Raw genomic sequence first — 19910 nt, forward strand, 5'->3', positions numbered from 1 at the left:
CGCCATTATTACCAAAAACAACGTTACCCTTCAGGGTCGCACCGTTCAGCGCTACAGACGACGTACCGGTTACAGTTGTTGTCTGACCGTCAGCACCAATAACCTTGCTGGCATCCGAAAATTCACTCAGAGATACAGTTGTGTTGCTCATTATATAAGACCACTCACTCACGTAATTGTCATAAACCGGACCACAACGGTTCCGAACATCAAGACTTAACTGGTCCTCTATTTTGTTTAATTAAAAATGACAATAAGAATGTAAGTAATTTATGGTGATATTTTTGTAATATTATTCATCTTCAGTAATTATTTTTCTAAAAATTTAAATTAATTTTATGAAATAAATAAATAAGGCGTTCATAAATAACATTATAATTTTGTTTATATTGAATAAAAAGACGACTATTTCTTGATTATATTGTGAATAATTAAGGTAAATATGATTTTTAATACTTAAATAATAAAAACATTAACAAACTAGACAACGAAAAAAGAAAAACAATCCACTGAAAGAACAGAATTTCTTTCAAAAGAAAAAATAAATTATGTTAGAATTTCATTAATAATAACCTTAATAATTTATAAAAACATAGGGAACAAAACGGGAATATGTCGTCTGGGAAGATTTTTATGATCCGGGCAGACAGATCAGGAATCACCATCATGCTGGCAGGCGGGGCCCTCGATTCACGCATACGTGATCGTTTTATGCTGTATGTCACAGCATATCACCCGGCAGGCGTCGTCTTATAAGTTATGGAAGAAGGTGACTACACACAGAAAACACATAGCTCATCTGCTATCAGCGAAAGCAAAAGCCCTGACCGCTTTCTGTCTGTGTGGAGTGACAGATATAAACACTCTTGTCTTTCTGGTCAGCGGGGCTGGCCCACCATAAAATGCCCAGCACTCCGGCCAGAAATAAAGCAACCACCACAAAGGGGGTAAGGCTTGGCAATGATGAAGATGAAGGCGAAGTGATTTGATACACTTCGCCCTCTTCAAACGATTCTTTCTCTTCGAAAGACGCTTGTTTTAAATTTTCTTCTTCCTGCACCAGGAACGTCCTTTTATACAGTGCAGGTAATTATGACTGCTCCCTGAGCACAGCCATCATCTCATCCCACTCCCGCCGGCTCAGACCAGAGTCCGCTACCTCAACGACCTCACCTGCAAGCATACGCCGCAACACTTTAATCATGCTTGCTGAGAACGTAACCGCACCACGGCGATATTCTTCAAAAGCCTTCGCCGTCTGTGGCACCCATGCGTGCAGAACTTTCAACATTTCCTCGGCATAAGCACGAATTTCATACTGAGCATGCGGGTCAAGACGCAGTGCCAGGAAGTGCATCAGATTATGCAGATCCACCTTCCAGTACCACTGCGTGTAAGTGTTCAGAGTCAGGTTAATCCGTGCCAGCTCACGAGCCAGGCCATAACCATTTTCAGCATCCAGCATGGTTTCATAGTGGCTGTATGTCTGCATCGCATCCTGTCGCAGAAGATTCAGCACCTCAGCGGCATCATCTCCGTTCAGTACTGAACCACGTCCCTGACGGTTCACTTCACTCTGTGCAGCCATATGCTCAGGTGCGGGCAGATAAAACTCACTATCAAGAATAGAATAGCGTGCAGAATACTCGTTTACACTGGCCATACGATGACGAATCCACTGTCTGGCAATGAATATCGGCAGTTTGACGTGAAATTTAATTTCACACATCTCGAAAGGAGAGGAATGACGATGGCGCATAAGATAACGGATCAGCCCGGCATCCTCTGACACTTTGCGCGTACCACGCCCGTAGGACACACGTGCGGCCTGCACAATGGCAGAATCATCACCCATATAATCAATCACACGAATAAAACCGTGATCCAGCACATTCTGAGGCGCATACAGCATAGCCTCAAGTGACGGCACTGTTGGCCGGCGCGTTGGCGTGGTTTCACTGGCATGAGCAGCGATTTCTGCACGCTGGGCATCAGTCAAGGACATTGCGGCTCCCCCCGAAAAGCTCAAACAATCTGGTGCCTGACCTGTTACACCACCCACCTCTGTGATGCCAGACGTGATCTTGCAATTCGCCTCCCCTCTCTCTATATACAGAGGTGCAGGAGGGTTCGACCCTTGGCTATGGCGATAAACGGAACGTGGAATAAGCGTAGTGGACCCGGGGGCAGTACCCGGCGTCTCCACCATATACACCGGGGCTTTGCGGCTCAGGCAGATGGGGACGAAACAGGCTCGACACGCGTGGTAAAGACCTTCCTTTTGCCCGGCATTGTACCGCCGTTATCGGGCTAAACTTACAAGTGCCAATGATAACACTGAGGTGCTCGCTGTTGCTGCATAAGCGATAAGCGCGGTTCGGGAGGGCACCGGGCAACAGAAGCCCTCCCACTTCAGATGTCAGAGCGACAACCCCGACAAAAAACGACACATCCACAAGCTACTGCCACAAGTCTGAAGCGAAAATAAAATATGGAAAAATATACGATATAGAAAAGAAATATCGCAATTATGTTCCTTACTGTATCGGATAACACATACTGGCTTGTGTTATGCTGAATCAGGCAAACACGGCTATTACTGAAGTCCGTCAGCACAGCCTGTATTTCTGCCCTGCCGGCCATGACAAAAAAATATTAAATTTTATGCCCTCATTCTCACCTTGTCTTTGCCCGCGCGGCTGATCTCTGGCATATAAATGCCTCCATAATGACAAGCTCTGTTTTAGCAGCGCAAACCATCATGTTTAAAGGAGAGCCTTTATGACCGACGATTATGACAACACCCAGGGGGGTGGGGGCTTCCCGTTTGACAGCGAGCTGCCTTATGAGACGTGGCTTGAAGAGGCACACCGTCAGGTCATGCTCAGCGCTTTTGAGCATGTCAGCAAAAACGGTCTGCCGGGTGAGCATCATTTCTACCTGACTTTCCGCACCGATTTTCCAGGGGTCGATATCCCTTCGCGTCTGCGCGCGCAGTACCCGCATGAAATGACAATTGTACTTCAACACCAGTTCTGGAATCTTAAAGTCAGCCGCGAAACCTCTGAGATCTCCGTTGACCTGACTTTTGGGGGCGTAAGCTCGACCCTGGTTATTCCGTTTAACGCGATCACAACGTTTGCTGACCCGGCGATTCACCTGTCTCTGCATTTCAGTGAAAAAGAGCCTGAAACTACAGCCGAAACACCAGATGAAACGCACACGGCAGAACAGCACACATCAGAAAGTGATGGCTCTTCCCAGGTGGTAAGCCTTGACGCTTTTCGTAAAAAAGGCCCATCACCCGGTTAAAGGCTCCCGGTTAAAAGGGGGCCACGGCCATGGAGATGATTTCACATGAACAGTCAGCCCCCCCGCCCGTCTGCGCCCCCTGCGTTCGCTTACTCTCCCCTCTTCCCCACCGGGGAAGATAAAACCCGTTACCGTAAGCTTGATATCGATGGCGTCAGCACTTCACACTGTGGCGGTAAAACAATCCTGCATGTTACCTCTGAAGCCCTGACAGAGCTGACAGCGCAGGCTTTTCATGAAGTAGCGCACTACCTGCGCCCAGCACATCTTGAAAAACTCGCTCTTATTCTCAAAGACCCCGAAGCTTCTGACAATGACCGCTTTGTGGCCCTCGACCTGCTGAAAAACGCCTGTATTGCAGCTGGCGGTGTACTGCCTATGTGCCAGGATACCGGGACAGCGATCGTCTTTGGTAAAAAAGGACAACGCGTCTGGTGTGATGGCGACGAAGAAGTTGCTTTTTCCAAAGGCGTGTATGAAACCTACACCCGCACAAACCTGCGTTATTCACAGATGGCGCCTCTCTCTATGTTTGAAGAGAAAAATACCGGCACCAATCTGCCTGTACAGTGCGATATTCTGGCAAACCCTGCCACCTACCACGACGAGCAGTTTGACCTGATGTTCGTAGCAAAGGGTGGTGGCTCCGCCAACAAAACCTTCCTGTTTCAGGAAACGCGCGCCCTGCTCGGCTCTGAGCAGAAACTACTTGACTGGCTCGACACCAAAATTAAGACCCTGGGAACATCTGCCTGCCCGCCTTATCACCTTGCAATAGTCATTGGTGGTATGTCAGCTGAACAGACACTCAAAACAGTCAAACTGGCCTCAACGCACTGGTATGACGAACTGCCGACATCCGGAAGTATTGGCGGTCATGCCTTCCGTGACACTGAAATGGAAGAAAAAGTGCTTCAGCTCAGCCGCACACTGGGTATTGGTGCACAGTTTGGCGGCAAATATTTCTGCCACGATGTGAGAGTCATTCGCCTGCCACGCCATGGTGCTTCTCTGCCTGTTGGTATTGGTGTCTCCTGCTCTGCTGACCGTCAGGTTAAAGCACGCATTACGGCTGAAGGCTTCTTCCTTGAACAGCTCGAGCATGATCCCGCACGATTCCTGCCAGAAACGACAGACGAACATCTGGAGGGTGAGGCTGTTAAAATTAACCTCAGCAAACCCATGGATGAAATTCGTAAAGAACTCTCAGGCTATCCGGTTAAAACACGTGTTGCTCTGACCGGCACGCTCATTGTCGCCCGTGACATTGCTCATGCCAAATTCAGAGAACGCCTCGAACGCGGGGAAGATCTGCCACAATATCTGAAAGATCACCCGGTTTATTATGCCGGACCAGCCAAAACACCAGCAGGCATGCCAACAGGATCTTTCGGTCCGACGACAGCCGGGCGTATGGATTCTTATGTTGATGAACTGCAGGCCCATGGCGGATCAATGATCATGCTGGCCAAAGGGAATCGTTCAAAAGCTGTGAAGGATGCCTGCCAGAAATATGGTGGCTTCTATCTTGGTTCTGTAGGTGGCCCTGCTGCCAGACTGGCTCAGGACTGTATTCGTAAAGTAGAAGTGCTCGAATACCCCGAACTGGGTATGGAAGCTGTGTGGAAAATTGAAGTTGAAGACTTCCCTGCCTTTATTGTTATTGACGACAAAGGGCATGATTTCTACGCTGAGCTGAGTTAATCTTGCTGCACCCGCCTCCTGATCAGGGGGCGGGCCAGCTCTGAGGAAGCAGCTATTCCATGCGTTTTACTGTAGACCGGATGGACCACGCAGTCCTGACCGTTAAAGACCTCGAAATCTCGGCCTCATGGTATCAGCGCGTTCTGGGTATGGACCGGGAAGAATACGGCAGAAACAACCGTACTTCGCTTTGTTTTGGTGGCCAGAAGCTCAATTTACGCCCCTATGACGCAACTGGCTGGGACACGGCTGTTCACGCTCTGCCAGGCGGCAACGACCTGTGTTTTGTCACCGCTGTTACAAGCGAGGATATTGCCGACCATCTCAGGCAGTGTGGCGTGGCTATCGTTGAAGGCCCGGTCGCCCGGCTTGGTGCTCTTGGCCCCATCACCTCTGTCTACTGCCACGACCCTGATGAAAACCTGATAGAAATTGCGTCGTATCAAAGCTGAAAGACTGCCGGACTACTGTCCGGCAACTCTCTGCCTGCCTTATATTTTATAACGAAAAATATTCAGATCCTGACTCGGGATCTCAGTTTTGCGGCCGGATATAATATCAGCCAGCACCCGCGCCGACCCACAGGCCATTGTCCAGCCCAGCGTACCATGCCCTGTATTTAAAAACAGGTTTCTGAGCCCTGTTGTACCAATAACGGGTGTACCATCCGGCGTCATAGGACGAAGACCGCTCCAGAAAACCGCTTCGGAAACATCACAGCTCCCGGCGAACAAATCCGTCACAGAATGCTCAAGGGTTTCACGACGATGTTTGCGTAAACTGCGGCTGAAACCTGCCAGTTCAGCGGTGCCACCAACACGCACCCGACCCCCCAGGCGGGTAATGCCAATTTTAAATGTTTCATCCATAATAGTTGAAACAGGTGCCCGGGCTTCATCCTTAATATCTGCCGTAAGAGAATATCCCTTAACCGGGTAAACTGGCAGGTGAATATTAAGCGGGCGCAGCAAAGAGGGTGAAAAGCTGCCTAAAGCCAGCACATAAGCATCAGCTTTGATCACACCTCTGCTCGTCACGACTGACGTAATCTTTTCGCCTTCTTTAACCAGTCTTTCAATTCTCGTGTTATAAAGAAACTTCACACCAGCTTTTTCGGCCATAGCAGCAAGGCGTTGCGTAAACAGAAAAGCATCGCCTGTTTCATCAGTCGGCAAACGTAAACCACCGACGATTTTATGAGCGGCGCTGGCAAGCCCTGGCTCAACCTGAACACACTGCGCACAGTCAAGCACCTCATAAGGTACTTCGTACTGTTTCAGCACAGCAATATCAGCGCCGGCAGAATCAAACTGCTTTTGCGTACGAAAAACCTGCAATGTACCCTGCTGACGGTCATCGTAGCGAATGCCGGTTTCATTGCGCAGATCCCGCATCACATCACGACTATATTCGGCCAGCCTGACCATGCGACCTTTATTGCGGTCATAGGCCACGCTCGTGCAGTTTTCGAGCATCTGCACCAGCCACCGCCACAAATGCGGGTCAGGCATTAGCCAGAATACAAACGGACGATATTTCATTAGTAGCCATTTTACAGCTTTGACAGGCACACCAGGGCCCGCCCATGGCGCTGAATAACCGGGCGACACCTGCCCTGCATTGGCGTAGCTGGTCTCCATTCCCACGCCAGGCTGACGGTCAATAACCGTTACCTCATGTCCTGCCTGCGCCAGATACCAGGCCGAAGTCACACCGACAACGCCGCCACCAAGAACAAAAACTTTCATCAGACTGCCTCTGTTTCATAATTAGCGTCTTCAGTCGCGGAGTCGTGCTGATAAACGCGATGATATCTTCGACCCAGTGAGGTCAGCACTTCATAACCAATTGTGCCTTCTGCCCGGGCAACCTCATCTACACCATGACGGGCATTCAGCAGGTCAACCAGCATATCAGGTTTAACCTCTGCTTCAGGCACGGCTGAAATATCAACCACCATCGAATCCATGGAAATGCGCCCAAGCACCGGCAGGCGCCATGTTTTGAACCAGGCACAGCCAGCCTGCGCACCCTGTCGCGCAAAACCATCGGCATATCCGGTCGCCAGTACAGCAACACGACACGATTCTGTTGCCTGCCAGGTCAGACCATATCCCACTCTGTCACCAGGAGAGAGCTGACGAAGTTGCAGAACATGCGTTTGCAGACGCACAACCGGACGGATCACATCCGGGCTCTGTTTATTGGGAGCAACTCCATATAATGCAGCCCCGGGCCTGACCAGATCACCATGAAAAGCCTCCCCCAAAAAAATACCCGAAGACGCGGCCAGACTCAGCGGTGCAGGTGGAAGCATACGGGCACAGGATAAAAAACAATCCAGCTGCTGCTTATTTGCCGGGTCTTCCGGCGTGTCAGCACAGGCCAGGTGGCTCATAATGAGAGACAGCGAAATTCCATCAAGCAAAGAGGGGTCATGTGCAATTTTATGCACATCTGCCTGAGACAGCCCGAAGCGGGACATGCCCGTATCAACCTGCAAAATCGCATCCTGTTTTTGGCCCAAACGCGCGGCCAGAGCTTTCAGCTGCCCGATCTGCTCCAGCGAATTCATTACCGGGCGCATACCGGCGGCAATACAGGCCTTAAGTGCCCCGGGCCGTGCACCGTGCAAAACTGAAATGCGAGCCTGCTCTGATAAAAATGGAGCAAGAGCAAGCCCTTCATCGACATGGGCAACAAAAAATTCCCGCGCGCCAGATCTGAGAAGAGCAGGAACAACCTTCTCTGCACCAAGCCCATAGGCATCTGCTTTAACCACCGCCGCACAGACAGCTTTTTTTGCCTTATGCGTCAAAAAACGATAGTTCGCAGCAAGGGCTGCAAGATCAACTGTCAGCACCGCACCTGCTCTGCTGGCAGGCCAGCGTACGTCTGAAGCTACGAGAGAAGGCATCATGCCACCTATATTGTTTTTATCTTACAATTTTAGCAGAGAAACTACGATATATCCTGCGAATCTGACGCAGAATAATGCAAATAATAACCTGTTTCTTACAGAATATACGAATAGTGTGGAAATACACTTATGATCTTCGATCGTATGACAGATCTCATACTCCGGCATCTGCAACAGGATGGCCGCCTGACAAACGCTGAGCTGGCACACCGCGTCGGGCTTTCGCCATCAGCGTGCCTGCGGCGTGTCAAACTGCTTGAACAAACCGGAATTATTCAGGGATATCGGGCCATTGTTGATCGTAATGCAACACACTCTATGGCTACCGTAATTGTTCAGATTACACTTGAACGGCAAACTGAAGAATGTCTGGGGCAATTTGAGAAAAGTGTTCGCAACTGCCCGGAAGTCAAAGAATGTTATCTGATGACAGGCGATGCCGATTATCTGCTGCGCGTTGAAGCACGAGATATGTCAGACTACGAGCGCATTCATAAAGAAGAGCTTTCCCGCATGCCAGGAGTGGTACGGATTCAAAGTAACTTTGCAATCCGTCCGGTTGTTCAGGAATGGAAAAAATAAGCAGCGAAGAAGAGGCTAGTCTTCAGCCTCTTCTTCTGTTTCTTCGTCGAGATCACGCATAACGTCAGGTGATCTGAGCAGGGCATTCATATGCATGGCCTGATCAAGTGTTGTATCAGGCTGAAAATGCAGCTCCGGCACAATACGCAGGCGCAGTTTACGCGACATCTGAGAGCGCAGCCATGGAGCCACTTTTTTCAGAGCTGGCAGATGCGCCTCAATATCGCTCTGCCCCATAAGAGCAACGAAAACCGTAGCATGTCTGAAATCTGGTGACAGGCGGACTTCAGTCACAGTCACCATAATACCAGCAAGCTCGGGGTTACGAAATGTGCTGCGAGAGAATAACTCAGCCAGAACACGCCTCACCTCTTCGCCTACACGCAGCTGACGCTGCGAGGGGCCTGATGGTGAAAGACCGGCGAGATACCCCGCCGGCCCACTGTGTTTCGACTTATCTGACCCGTGACGACTCATGCCGGAACCAGTTCACTTTCAAAACATTCAACCACGTCACCTTCGCGCAGGTCATTATACCCGGCGAAAGACAGACCACATTCGTAGCCTTTGGCGGCTTCTTTAACATCATCTTTAAAGCGTTTGAGCTGGCTCAGATCACCTTCATGGATCACCACACCGTCACGCAGCAGACGTACACCACAGCCACGTTTCACAACGCCCTCTGTGACATAACAACCGGCCACTTTACCCACACGGGTAATATCAAACACCTTGCGAATTTCGGCATACCCAAGGAACACTTCGCGATGTTTCGGAGCAATCTTGCCACGAACCAGCTGTTCCACATCATCAGCCACCTGGTAGATGATGGAGTAATAACGAATATCAACATCTTCACGCTGCGCCAGCAGACGAGCCTGAGAGGTTGCACGCACGTTAAAGGCAATAATTACAGAGTCAGAAGCTTTAGCCAGCTGCACATCACTTTCGGTGATCTGACCAACTGTTGCATTCACAACGCGAACACCAACTTCCTCATGAGCAAGCTTAAGAACCGTTGCCTGAAGAGCTTCAGCCGAACCACGAACGTCCGCCTTAATCAGAACTGCAACTTCTTTCTGCTCACCAGCCTGAATACGTGCCAGCATCTGATCAAGTGTGCCACGGGCCGCAACCTGACCAGCAACATGATGTTCTTTCAGTTTTCTCTGACGGAACTCACAGATCTCACGGGCACGCATTTCGTTCTCAACGACAACGAAAGGAGCGCCTGCGGCAGGCACACCAGTCAGGCCAAGAACCTCAACCGGTGTTGACGGACCAGCTTCAGAAACCTGACGGCCACGGTCATTAACCAGAGCACGCACACGGCCCCACTCAGCGCCGGCAACCACGATATCACCTTTATTGAGAACACCTTTCTGAACCAGAACAGAGGCAACAGAGCCACGGCCCTTATCCAGACGGCTTTCAATAACAGCGCCTTCAGCTGAACGGTTCGGGTTAGCCTTAAGATCAAGGATTTCTGCCTGAAGCAGAATAGCTTCCTCGAGCTTATCAAGACCTTCACGTTTCTTAGCTGAAACTTCAACGTCCTGAACGTCACCACCAAGAGATTCAACAACAATCTCGTGGCTCAGAAGTTCCTGACGAACCCGCTCAGGGTTTGCACCTGGTTTATCAATTTTGTTGATGGCAACAATAATCGGCGCATCAGCAGCCTTAGCGTGCTTAATCGCTTCAATTGTCTGCGGCATAACACCGTCATCAGCAGCAACAACCAGAACAACCACATCGGTGATCGAAGCACCACGGGCACGCATAGCAGTAAATGCTTCATGTCCTGGCGTATCGAGGAAGGTAATCTTCGCACCGGATGCGAGTGTCACCTGATATGCACCGATATGCTGGGTGATACCACCGGCCTCGCCACCAGCCATATCTGTCGTGCGCAAAGCATCGAGCAGAGATGTCTTACCGTGGTCAACGTGACCCATAACAGTAACAACAGGCGGACGCGCAACCAGATTTTCAGGCGTATCTTCGATACCCTCAATACCCAGCTCAACATCGCTTTCAGCCACACGACGAACGCGGTGACCAAATTCTTCAACGATAAGCTCAGCAGTATCAGCATCAATCGTCTGTGTAACGGTCGCCATAACGCCGTTTTTCATCAGAGCCTTGATAACTTCACCCTGACGGGCGGCCATACGGTTTGCCAGTTCCTGAACGGTAATCGTTTCAGGCAGAATAACATCACGTACGACACGAACCTGGTCGGCACGCAGGCGCTCAAGCTCGGCCTGACGACGCTCACGCTCACGCTGACGACGTACAGAAGCGAGAGAACGGGTTTTATCATCATCCCCTTCAATCGCTGCACGCACATCGATACGGCCTGAACGACGACCACTATCACCACGACGTGCACCGGCACTCTTACGGGGAGGAGGTGCACCATTACCACCAGGGCGACGGGGCGAACCTGCACCACGACGTGGCTCTTCATCAGCTTCTGCTGCACGCCCACCACGCAGACGCAGAGTCGGCGCTGCAGTCTGTTCAGCAGTCGAAGTCGAGGGCTGAGAACGCGCAGACTGAGAAGCCTGAGGTGCGGGCTGCTTTTTAAGCGGCCTGGCAGGCATCACAGCACGCTCAGCAAGCGGCTTCAGACGGTCAACAGGCGGTGCAAGAGTAACTTCGCCCGGAATAGGAACAGCTGAAACAACTGGTCCCTTCAGCTCAATTGGCTTAATTGCATCGATACGTGACTTACGCTCGGCTTCAGCCGCAGCGACCACTTCTTCAGCTGCACGCTTTTCATCTTCTTCACGGCGACGTGCTTCTTCTGCGGCAGAAAGAATCTGAATCTTTTCCTGCTCACGACGTTCAGCCTCGCGACGTTCAGCTTCTTCTGCTGCTTTTTTCTGCTCCAGAAGCACACGCTGACGAATAGCCAGCTCAGCTGCTGTCAGAGTACGGCCACCGCCACCACGTCCGCCGCTGCCAGAGCCGGGACCACGCTTTTTGCGCACCTCGACCTGAACAACCTTGGAGCGGCCATGGCTGAAACTCTGCCGTACTGACCCGGCATCAACCGTCCGCCCTACGTCCGAACGACCCGCCGTCCGAAGGGACAAACGCCCTTTACCCTGATCCTGATCCTTGCCTTCGCTCATTGACCTGCCTGTTCAAACCCATCCGCCGAAAAAGTCCGACGAACCTGGGGAGCACTGATGGCAACCCCGATAAAACGCCCATTTTCGCAACACAGACGGGAGGCCATGCCCCCGTGCGCCAGTGCCACATTCACCACTCGCTCACGACCGAAAGCCTGCGTAAGGTCCTTCACCGAAAGCGTCCTGATTACGGGCAGCTCGCGCGCACCTGACAAAAGCCGGCGCAACTCATCTTCACTGCCATCTGATGCGTGCACAATAACTGCGGCCTGCTGCCGCGCTATCATTTCACGTACCTTCGTAAACCCACTCACAGACTGCCCGGCACGCCGGGCAAGCCCTAAAACATTTATCATACGCTGATGCAGACCTTTTTCGATCTGAAACATCAGATCATCAGGTATCTGCACCTGACAACGCGCGGCCCGGGCAAAAACACCACGCTTGCAGGCCTGTTCTACCACATCCTGCCGCGCACTCAACCATATTCCTCGCCCGGGAAGTTTCGCACCCAGGTCAGGTGTAATAACAGAAGATGGCGAAACCACGAAACGAATCATGTCCTCAGGCTGCCCCTGCTGCCGTGTCACGGCGCAGCGACGCAATGGACCCGTTTCTGTATCAGCTTCACTCTCTGACAAATATTATCCCCTGCTATCAGACCTGAAAGGGCTCTGACGACTATCCTTCAGAAGGAGAGGCTCCCTCCCCTTCATCAAACCAGTGTGCACGAGCTGCCATAATAATTTCATTTGCAGCATCTTCCTCGATAACATCAGCTCCGAGGATATCAACCAGCTCATCACCTGCCAGGTCGGCAAGATCATCGAGGGTCTTTATACCCTTTTCACCGAGAGTCACAAGCATCTGATTCGTAAATACGCCCAGATCGGCAATCTCGTCAGAAACCAGCAGCTCTTTGCGACGGCTATCAAGATCATCTTCCTTTTTCACAAGGAAAGACTCCGCACGCTGCACCAGCTCACCAACGACCGATTCGTCAAAACCTTCGATACCAATCAGCTCGTCTGGCTCAGCGTAGGCCAGCTCCTCCACTGAGTGGAAACCTTCAGTAACCAGAAGCCCTGCAATAACATCATCAACATCAAGCGCGCTGACAAACAGGTTTGTCCGACGGCGGAATTCTTCCTGACGACGTTCAGATTCTTCTGCTTCAGTCAGAATATCAATATCCCAGCGTGTCAGCTGGCTGGCCAGACGTACGTTCTGACCACGACGACCGATTGCCAGAGAAAGCTGTTCATCAGGAACAACAACCTCAACACGACCGGCTTCCTCGTCCATAACCACTTTAGACACTTCAGCCGGAGCAAGCGCATTCACGACAAAAGTAGCCGCCTGCGGGCTCCAGGGAATAATATCAATTTTCTCGCCCTGAAGTTCAGCAACAACAGCCTGAACCCTGGACCCGCGCATACCCACACAGGCACCAACCGGGTCAATAGAGGCATCACGCGAAATAACAGCCATCTTCGCACGTGAACCAGGGTCACGGGCAACAGCCTTAATTTCGATAATACCGTCATAAATCTCCGGCACTTCCTGTGCAAACAACTTTGCAAGGAATGCAGGATGGGTACGGGAGAGGAAAACCTGCGGGCCACGTGGCTCGTCGCGCACATCATAGATGTAAGCACGAACACGATCAGAGTTACGGAATGTCTCGCGGGCGATCAGCTCATCACGACGCAGCAGTGCCTCTGTCGAACCGATCTCAACCATAAGGTTACCGTATTCAGTACGCTTAACCGTGCCATTAACAATCTCGCCAACACGATCTTTAAACTCGTTATACTGGCGCTTACGCTCATACTCGCGCACACGCTGCACGATAACCTGCTTAGCGGTCTGCGCGGCAATACGTCCAAAATCAATCGGAGGCAGCGGGTCAACGATATATTCGCCAATTTTCAGGTTTTCCTGAAATTTTTTGGCGATCGCCAGAGGAATTTGTGTTTCCTCATTTTCTACCTGCTCAACCACCTCGGTCCAGCGGGAAAGACGAACCTCCCCGGTGCGGCGATCAATGGTCGCACGAATATCTTTTTCGTGACCGTATTTAGCACGCCCGGCCTTTTGAATGGCCTGCTCCATGGCTTCCAGCACTTCGTCGCGATCAATTCCTTTCTCGCGCGAAACAGCATCTGCAACCAGCAGTAATTCAGGACGGGAAACAGAGGTATCCATGCTCTCAGCTCTCCAAAACAGGCAGCTTGATCAGTTCAGTCTGAAATCAGCAGAACCATCAGACTCTACATTATCTTCGTCGTGATCACCCGCAGCAGCCGGGCGGGCCATACGTGCACTCGACTCGATGAGAGCGTCCGTCAGAACCAGACGGGCGCGGCGAATTTCAGCCAGGGGCAACGCAACTTCCGTGCCGTCATCCAGCTTTAAGCGTGCCGCTGTCTCGTCGGCACCAAGCACCACACCAAGAAAGCGACGACGTCCGTTTAATGGCACAATCACTTCAGCTTTAGCCTGATGTCCGGCAAAGCGATTCCAGTCTTTCACGCGTGTAAGAGGGCGATCAATCCCTGCTGAAGACACTTCAAGCGTCCAGTTACCCGGAATAGGATCTTCAACATCAAAGATAGCGCCGGCAGCACGGCTAATGCGCTCACAATCATTGACACTGATCAGAGAGCCATCCTTGCGGTCTGCCATAATCTGTACAGTCGGCCTCTCGCGCCCGAGCACAGAAATGCGAACTATTTCATACCCCATATCCTCGATCATCGGCGCAATAAGCGCAACCAGTCTGGATTCGAGGCCTGAATGAGCAGAGAGATCAGCGTCCAATACAAAACCAGGCGGCCCGTCAAGGCCACCCCCCAATTTTTTATATTCATGAAAGGAGATATTTGTGTGTAAGCGATTTCCACTATCTCTGCAAGTGTCCTGAAGTTAATCTTATATGCCTTTTTCAGGCCTCATAACGATATTATAATTATATGTCTTTTTCGGGCTTCATACGGTATTATAATCAACCGGCGACGCTTACCATATTAACTATACTGCCTGGGTAATTCGCATGAGCTTCACCCCTCAGCCAGAGAGAAAACTTCGTGCAGAAGAGGAAAAAAAAACCTCTGGCCTGAAAGCTGCGTGTATTCTCACAGGTACGGTTATTCTCTTAGCCGGAGCGGGTGTTCATTTTACCGGCGGTAAGACATTTTTATCATCCATGGCCGGGGAGTCTGCCTCTTCATCGGAAATTATTTCCATGGGCAATCAGGCCACTCAGGTGCGCCTCATCTCCCCTGATTCCGCAGCTGAGGCTTTAAGTCACTCTGAATTTTCACCCGATGAACAAAGCCAGATTCTTGCAGCGGTAAAGCGTCGGGAACTCAGACTTGTAGAAATGCCTGTATTTGACGCTACCGGCAGCGGTGGCATTGTTACGATATCATGCGGCACAATGTCTCAGACCGTGCACCTTGCACCCACCCCGAAAACTCTCATTCTCCCGATTACGGTCGCAGGCACAGTCAGTGTTACGCCTGCTTCTGACCCGGGGATGTCAGGAATCGGTACTGGAGTTATTACGATGTTTGGACCTCAGGCTCTCCCTGTTATTCATGGTGGACAAACACTAAGCATGACTGTGATTGCCCAATGAAAGGTTTACTCCCCGCTCTTAACCGCCTGATGCCGTTAATGATGGTGATCTTCCTGATTCTGGCCAGCATACAAATGGCCATCAGCCTTCACCTTTCACTGGCTTCTGTCGGGCATTTTATGAAGTGGTGCGCTCCGGCATGGCCTGTACTGGCTGCAGCAGGTAGTATTCTGACAATAAGCGGACTGTTATTTGAAGTAAGAGCGGAGCGACTTGCCCGTAAAGGTTTGTTGCGCCAACAAGGATGGATTATGGATATTCTCAGCAGACTAACGAACCGCAACGCTCTCGAAGAAATGCTGGCACGTGAGCAGCGTGAAACCAGCCTTGATGCGGAAGAACTTGCCGCTAATCTGCGCGCACGCGTTATCGGCCAGGATCAGGTCTGTGAAGACATTGCTGCTCAGCTGCGCCGGCGCCTGGCTCTGCAGGTGCGTGGCAAACCCGTTGGTATCTTCCTGCTTGCTGGCCCCCCTGGCACGGGCAAAACCTATCTGGCAAAGCAGATGGCCCAGCAGCTTGAACGCCCTTTACTGCATTTTGATATGACGCAGATGAGTGACCCCCATGCTGCAACTCAGCTCTTTGGTTCACCTAAAGGATATGTCGGGTCAGACACCTATGGTAAACTCACCGGCGGCCTTAAAGAAAAACCAGATGCTGTTGTTTTGCTTGATGAGATCGAAAAAGCACATCCTGATGTTTTCAAAAAATTCCTGACCGCATGGAATGACGGGCACATTACTGAAGCCTCAACCGGGCAGCAGGTCTCAACAGTAAGGGCTATCTTTGTTCTGACCTCAAATATTGCGACAGAAGCTCTGACCGAGATTGCAGACCGCCTGCATGACGACCCGGACCGTATGCGTGCCGAATCGGTTGAAGCCCTGCGTCAGGCTGGCTTTGCTGCCGAAGTCCTTAACCGCCTTGATCGTATCTTTGTTTTCCGCGCCCTCAAAGGCCTTGATATTGCACGTGTTGCTGCCCTTGAAATTGAAACTATGATTGAAGGCTATGGCCTGAAAATTGAAGTTGGCGGAATTGACCCGACCCTGCTGATGGACGTCATGCGTCGCCAGATTCGTATGGGAGACGGTGCCTCTGCCCGTGACCTCGTACGCTCCATAGAAGATATGATCAGCGAATCACTGATTGTTGCCCGCCAGCAGGGAGCCCGGATGGTCACGATTGACCGGGCAGAAGATGGTACCATCACGGCCAGAACCGCTGATAACAATCCAAACTCTACATCTTCCCATGCTCGTCTGATGCCCTGAAAACATGTCTGCCATAAAACGCCTCTGGAATCGTGCGCCGCTATGGCGCACTGCTCTGCTTACTGCCTGTCTGTGCACCCTGCTGTCTCTTATCTTCCCGGCTCCCTGGCTGGTGCAGATTGCTCCCCCATATAAAGTGCTGACCAGCAAAATCGGTCATACTCTGGGAAGTGACACCTCCTCTTTTCAGGATGCTGATTCTTCCGGCCAGCCTGACCAGGCAGCGGCAGAGCACCACACTGCATCAGCCCCCCCTTTTGATGCCGAATTTACCGGGGTTATTCCCTTTGCCGGGCGTCAGCTCCCGCTTCCCGCAGGCAAATGGCATGCTATCGCAAACCAGCAGGATGACCAGAATCATAGTGAAGTTCTGTCATCTGTTCTGGTACGTGTCGACCAGGGCCTGGTAACAGGCATGATTGTTGCTCAGGCAACAACTCAGCCTGTTTCAGCAGAAAATGCTCAAAACCTCGAAAGCCTTTGCAATAACGGGTATAATTTTCTGGTCGGCAGCCTGCCACAGGATGGCAGACAAACTGAATGCTGGATGACATCACCAGTGCGCGTGCTTGACCACTCCTTCATGGCAGCCAATCAGCCTCTGCAGGGCCTTATGGCCAGCCCCATACTGGCGTTTACGCTTAACCGCCTGACGGAAATGAAGTTTATCCTGCCGCCGGCTATGGTTGATGCCGCATGGTTACATATTGAAAAAACAAAATCAGGCTCAGGTGTCGATGTCGCCTCTGTTCATACGCTGATCAGCCCTGCAACCCCGGGACAAAAAAACTTCCCCGGCGCACCTGAAGACTGGACACGCACCGGCATGCAAAATGACTCGGCTGTTGCGAGCTTTGTAAACTCAGTCAATGTCTGGCTGGTAAAATGGCTGCCTTACCTGCGCAAGGCCTATGCTAATAAGCTTGAGGCCAATACTATCCCGGCAACTATCGCAGCTGACCCGGGATACCATAACTAGCAGCCCCTGTTTCAGCCTCACTCACGCCGTGTGTGAGGCTGCGCCAGTTTCTTCTCTGCCATACGGGCAAGACGCACAAATGGCAGACCCAGAATAAGATAGGCCCCTCCGACCATCAGGCCGGTGCCAAAATAATCAAAATATGTAGAAGACAAACGAATGTAAGTCTGTGTCAGCTCGGTCAGAGTGATTACGCTGACAAGAGATGAATCTTTTAAAAGAGAAATAAAATCATTCGTCATCACTGGCATAACCAGACGAAACGCCTGCGGCACAACCACAAAACGTAAGGCCTGGAAATGCGTCATATTAAGAGCCAGAGCGGCCTCCATCTGTCCTGGCGCGACAGACTGTAACCCGGCCCTGTAATTCTCTGCCTCATACGCTGCATAGTTAAGACCCAGACCAAGCACACCGGCAAGAAATGGCCCAAGACTGATGCCAAACTCTGGCAGACCATAAAACAGAAACAAAATCTGAATAAGCAACGGTGTACCGCGCACAACCTCAACATAAACAGATGTTAGAGAAGCCAGTGGGCGGGGACCATATAAACGTATCAGCGCCAGGGCCAGCCCAAGTGCCACTGCCAGCACCATGGCACATAATGATACCAGCAGGGTCAGCGCAGCCCCTTTTGCCAGGAAGGGTATAAAACTAACATAACGCCAGAAACGTGCCTTCCATGACGTGGCGCTGTGCAAAGCCTCTGTGTATCTGATCCACCCTGCAGGCTCTGCCGCCAGAGTGGTTCTGTCCCCGGTCATTGCCGCCATTTCTGGTGACCATAACTTCCAGTTAGCCAGAATTTTATGCAGGCTGCCATCCTGCATCATTGCAGCCAGAGCGGTATTCACCTGCTCACGCAAGGCACCATGCTTGCCTTTAGCAAAAGCAACGCCATAGGCAACGCGCCCTATGGGTGCACCGACCACTTCAAGTGCGGGGTTGGTACTCCCATAATACTGAGCAATCGGCCCATCAATCAAAATAGCATCTGTGCGCCCGTTTACCAGATCAAGAAACACATTGGTTTCCTCATCATAGGTGCGCATTTCTATCTCCGGGTGATTTTGCAGAATACGCTCAGCCTGTGTCGCCTTCAGCGTACCAACAATATGCCCTTTAAGCTGATCAAGCGTATCAAAATGCGAGCCATCACGCCTGACAACAAGCCGCTCTGATGTCACATAATACGGATCACTGAAATCAATACCCTCGGCATGTTCAGGGGTGATTTCGATACCGCAGATAACCATTTCATACAGACCACGCTCCAGCCCGGGAATAAGACCATCCCAGTCATTTTGCACAAACTGCAGCGGGTTTTTCATATGCCGGCCAAGTTCCTGCACCAGATCATATTCAAAACCTGTCAGCTTCGTCTGATCTTTCAGGTCATGAAACGTAAAAGGCACATCTGCTGATGCATCAGCTGCCCAGCGTACAGGATGAGATTCCCCTCTGGCAGAACCGGCAAAAAGAGCCAGCACAATAAGGCAGGCAGGCAACCAGCGGCTTACATGACGGGCAAAGGCAAAAAAACGAGTAGAATGCTGCGTCACAGCAACGCTCCCAGAAAACGTCGTGTTCTTTCATCCGTCGGTCTGACACACATAACATCAGGCGGACCTGCCTCAATAATATGGCCGCCATCCATATAAACGATGGTATCTGACGCAACACGAGCAAAACGCATGTCGTGTGTCACGACGATCTGTGTCATGCCTTCTGCATCAAGCTGACGCATCACATTCAGCACCTCTTCAGCAACCAGAGGATCAAGGGCTGAAGTAGGCTCGTCATAAAGCATAATATCAGGGTTCATCGCCAGAGCCCGCGCTATTGCGGCACGCTGCTGCTGCCCTCCGGAAAGAGAGAGGGGATACCGCCCGGCCACCCGGCCCAGCCCCACTTTTTCAAGCAATGCCATAGCCTGATCACGCTTAACGGTGTCAGTCTGGCGCTTAACAATACGTGGCGCGAGCAAAACATTATCCAGCACCGTCAGGTGCGGGAACAGGTTAAAACTCTGAAAAACCATCCCGACATGGGTGCGCAGCCTGTGTGCCATATGCTCATCTGCACGACGCCAAGGCCCGCCCTGCCGGTCAATGGTCACACCAGCGGCTGTAATCCGTCCACGATCTGGTATTTCAAGGAAATTCAGGCAACGCAAAAATGTGGATTTTCCACATCCTGAAGGCCCGATAACGGAAACCAGATCCCCTTTATGCACCTCAAGCGAAACGCCGTTCAGAATAATGGTTTCGCCAAATTGCTTATGCACATTTTGTGCATGCAGCACTACAGGCTCTTTAACAGAAAAAGCCGACCCGGTTTGCACCAG

Annotated in this window: 18 protein-coding genes and 1 other RNA gene; 8 read left to right on the plus strand and 11 right to left on the minus strand. The window is 51.3% G+C overall.

The features are described from left to right. Nucleotides 1-805 precede the first annotated feature (805 nt). Together GOB58_RS11405 and thyX are read right to left on the minus strand one after the other, a co-directional pair. Nucleotides 806-1060 (minus strand): hypothetical protein, encoded by a 255-nt coding sequence (locus GOB58_RS11405; protein WP_173560265.1) that lies wholly within the window; start codon nucleotides 1058-1060, stop codon nucleotides 806-808. Between the two features lie 30 nt (nucleotides 1061-1090). Further along, nucleotides 1091-2005, minus strand: a complete 915-nt coding sequence (thyX, locus tag GOB58_RS11410; RefSeq protein ID WP_173560266.1) for an FAD-dependent thymidylate synthase — start codon at nucleotides 2003-2005, stop codon at nucleotides 1091-1093. A gap of 75 nt (nucleotides 2006-2080) precedes the next feature. On the opposite strand from thyX, the gene ssrA reads away from it, so the two are divergent. The 4 genes from ssrA (at nucleotide 2081) to GOB58_RS11430 (ending at nucleotide 5468) form a co-directional block, all read left to right on the plus strand. Then, nucleotides 2081-2412, plus strand: a transfer-messenger RNA (tmRNA) gene (gene ssrA / locus GOB58_RS11415). A 369-nt stretch (nucleotides 2413-2781) separates the two neighbouring features. Beyond that, nucleotides 2782-3312, plus strand: a complete 531-nt coding sequence (locus GOB58_RS11420; protein WP_086553898.1) for an SspB family protein — start codon at nucleotides 2782-2784, stop codon at nucleotides 3310-3312. A gap of 45 nt (nucleotides 3313-3357) precedes the next feature. Beyond that, on the plus strand, nucleotides 3358-5016 hold the full coding sequence (locus GOB58_RS11425) for a fumarate hydratase (protein WP_086553897.1): 1659 nt from the start codon (nucleotides 3358-3360) through the stop codon (nucleotides 5014-5016). 59 nt (nucleotides 5017-5075) lie between these two features. Beyond that, nucleotides 5076-5468 carry a VOC family protein gene (locus GOB58_RS11430; protein ID WP_086553896.1) on the plus strand — a complete coding sequence of 131 codons (393 nt, stop codon included), beginning with the start codon at nucleotides 5076-5078 and terminating at the stop codon, nucleotides 5466-5468. 39 nt (nucleotides 5469-5507) lie between these two features. Here GOB58_RS11430 and GOB58_RS11435 read toward each other — a convergent pair whose 3' ends face one another. Together GOB58_RS11435 and alr are read right to left on the minus strand one after the other, a co-directional pair. Next, nucleotides 5508-6764, minus strand: coding sequence for a D-amino acid dehydrogenase (locus GOB58_RS11435; RefSeq protein WP_173560267.1), 1257 nt, complete (start codon nucleotides 6762-6764; stop codon nucleotides 5508-5510). Continuing rightward, nucleotides 6764-7933, minus strand: coding sequence for an alanine racemase (gene alr, locus GOB58_RS11440; RefSeq protein ID WP_173560279.1), 1170 nt, complete (start codon nucleotides 7931-7933; stop codon nucleotides 6764-6766). The genes GOB58_RS11435 and alr overlap by 1 nt, the downstream gene beginning before the upstream one ends. Before the next feature lie 132 nt (nucleotides 7934-8065). On the opposite strand from alr, the gene GOB58_RS11445 reads away from it, so the two are divergent. Then, on the plus strand, nucleotides 8066-8518 hold the full coding sequence (locus tag GOB58_RS11445) for an Lrp/AsnC family transcriptional regulator (RefSeq protein WP_086553894.1): 453 nt from the start codon (nucleotides 8066-8068) through the stop codon (nucleotides 8516-8518). Nucleotides 8519-8533: 15 nt separating this feature from the next. On the opposite strand, the gene rbfA is transcribed toward GOB58_RS11445, so the two are convergent. The 5 genes from rbfA to rimP are packed head-to-tail and all read right to left on the minus strand — an operon-like array spanning nucleotide 8534 to nucleotide 14484. Continuing rightward, entirely contained in the window at nucleotides 8534-8995 is a 462-nt protein-coding gene (gene rbfA / locus GOB58_RS11450) for a 30S ribosome-binding factor RbfA (RefSeq protein ID WP_173560268.1), read from the minus strand. Next, a complete protein-coding gene (gene infB / locus GOB58_RS11455) occupies nucleotides 8992-11661 on the minus strand; it encodes a translation initiation factor IF-2 (RefSeq protein ID WP_086553892.1) in 2670 nt (889 codons plus the stop codon). Before infB ends, rbfA begins: the two co-directional genes overlap by 4 nt. After that, on the minus strand, nucleotides 11658-12302 hold the full coding sequence (locus GOB58_RS11460; RefSeq protein ID WP_242005328.1) for an RNA-binding protein: 645 nt from the start codon (nucleotides 12300-12302) through the stop codon (nucleotides 11658-11660). Before GOB58_RS11460 ends, infB begins: the two co-directional genes overlap by 4 nt. A gap of 40 nt (nucleotides 12303-12342) precedes the next feature. Then, nucleotides 12343-13869, minus strand: a complete 1527-nt coding sequence (gene nusA / locus GOB58_RS11465) for a transcription termination factor NusA (protein ID WP_086553891.1) — start codon at nucleotides 13867-13869, stop codon at nucleotides 12343-12345. A gap of 30 nt (nucleotides 13870-13899) precedes the next feature. Further along, a complete protein-coding gene (gene rimP, locus GOB58_RS11470; RefSeq protein WP_086635432.1) occupies nucleotides 13900-14484 on the minus strand; it encodes a ribosome maturation factor RimP in 585 nt (194 codons plus the stop codon). A 232-nt stretch (nucleotides 14485-14716) separates the two neighbouring features. Here rimP and GOB58_RS11475 point away from each other — a divergent pair, with 232 nt between their 5' ends. The 3 genes from GOB58_RS11475 to GOB58_RS11485 are packed head-to-tail and all read left to right on the plus strand — an operon-like array spanning nucleotide 14717 to nucleotide 17560. Further along, nucleotides 14717-15304: a hypothetical protein gene (locus GOB58_RS11475; RefSeq protein ID WP_173560269.1), complete on the plus strand. Its 588-nt coding sequence runs from the start codon at nucleotides 14717-14719 to the stop codon at nucleotides 15302-15304. Continuing rightward, complete coding sequence (locus tag GOB58_RS11480; protein WP_086635425.1) at nucleotides 15301-16581, plus strand: AAA family ATPase; 1281 nt, start codon at nucleotides 15301-15303, stop codon at nucleotides 16579-16581. Before GOB58_RS11475 ends, GOB58_RS11480 begins: the two co-directional genes overlap by 4 nt. Before the next feature lie 4 nt (nucleotides 16582-16585). Next, nucleotides 16586-17560 carry a hypothetical protein gene (locus GOB58_RS11485; RefSeq protein WP_173560270.1) on the plus strand — a complete coding sequence of 325 codons (975 nt, stop codon included), beginning with the start codon at nucleotides 16586-16588 and terminating at the stop codon, nucleotides 17558-17560. A 17-nt stretch (nucleotides 17561-17577) separates the two neighbouring features. Here the strand turns inward: GOB58_RS11485 and GOB58_RS11490 are convergent, their stop codons facing one another. Further along, on the minus strand, nucleotides 17578-19071 hold the full coding sequence (locus GOB58_RS11490) for an ABC transporter substrate-binding protein/permease (protein WP_194299718.1): 1494 nt from the start codon (nucleotides 19069-19071) through the stop codon (nucleotides 17578-17580). A 50-nt stretch (nucleotides 19072-19121) separates the two neighbouring features. After that, entirely contained in the window at nucleotides 19122-19907 is a 786-nt protein-coding gene (locus GOB58_RS11495) for an amino acid ABC transporter ATP-binding protein (RefSeq protein WP_086553887.1), read from the minus strand. Between the last annotated feature and the right edge of the window lie 3 nt (nucleotides 19908-19910).

Source organism: Acetobacter thailandicus (assembly GCF_011516655.1).
GTDB classification, from domain to species: domain Bacteria; phylum Pseudomonadota; class Alphaproteobacteria; order Acetobacterales; family Acetobacteraceae; genus Acetobacter; species Acetobacter thailandicus.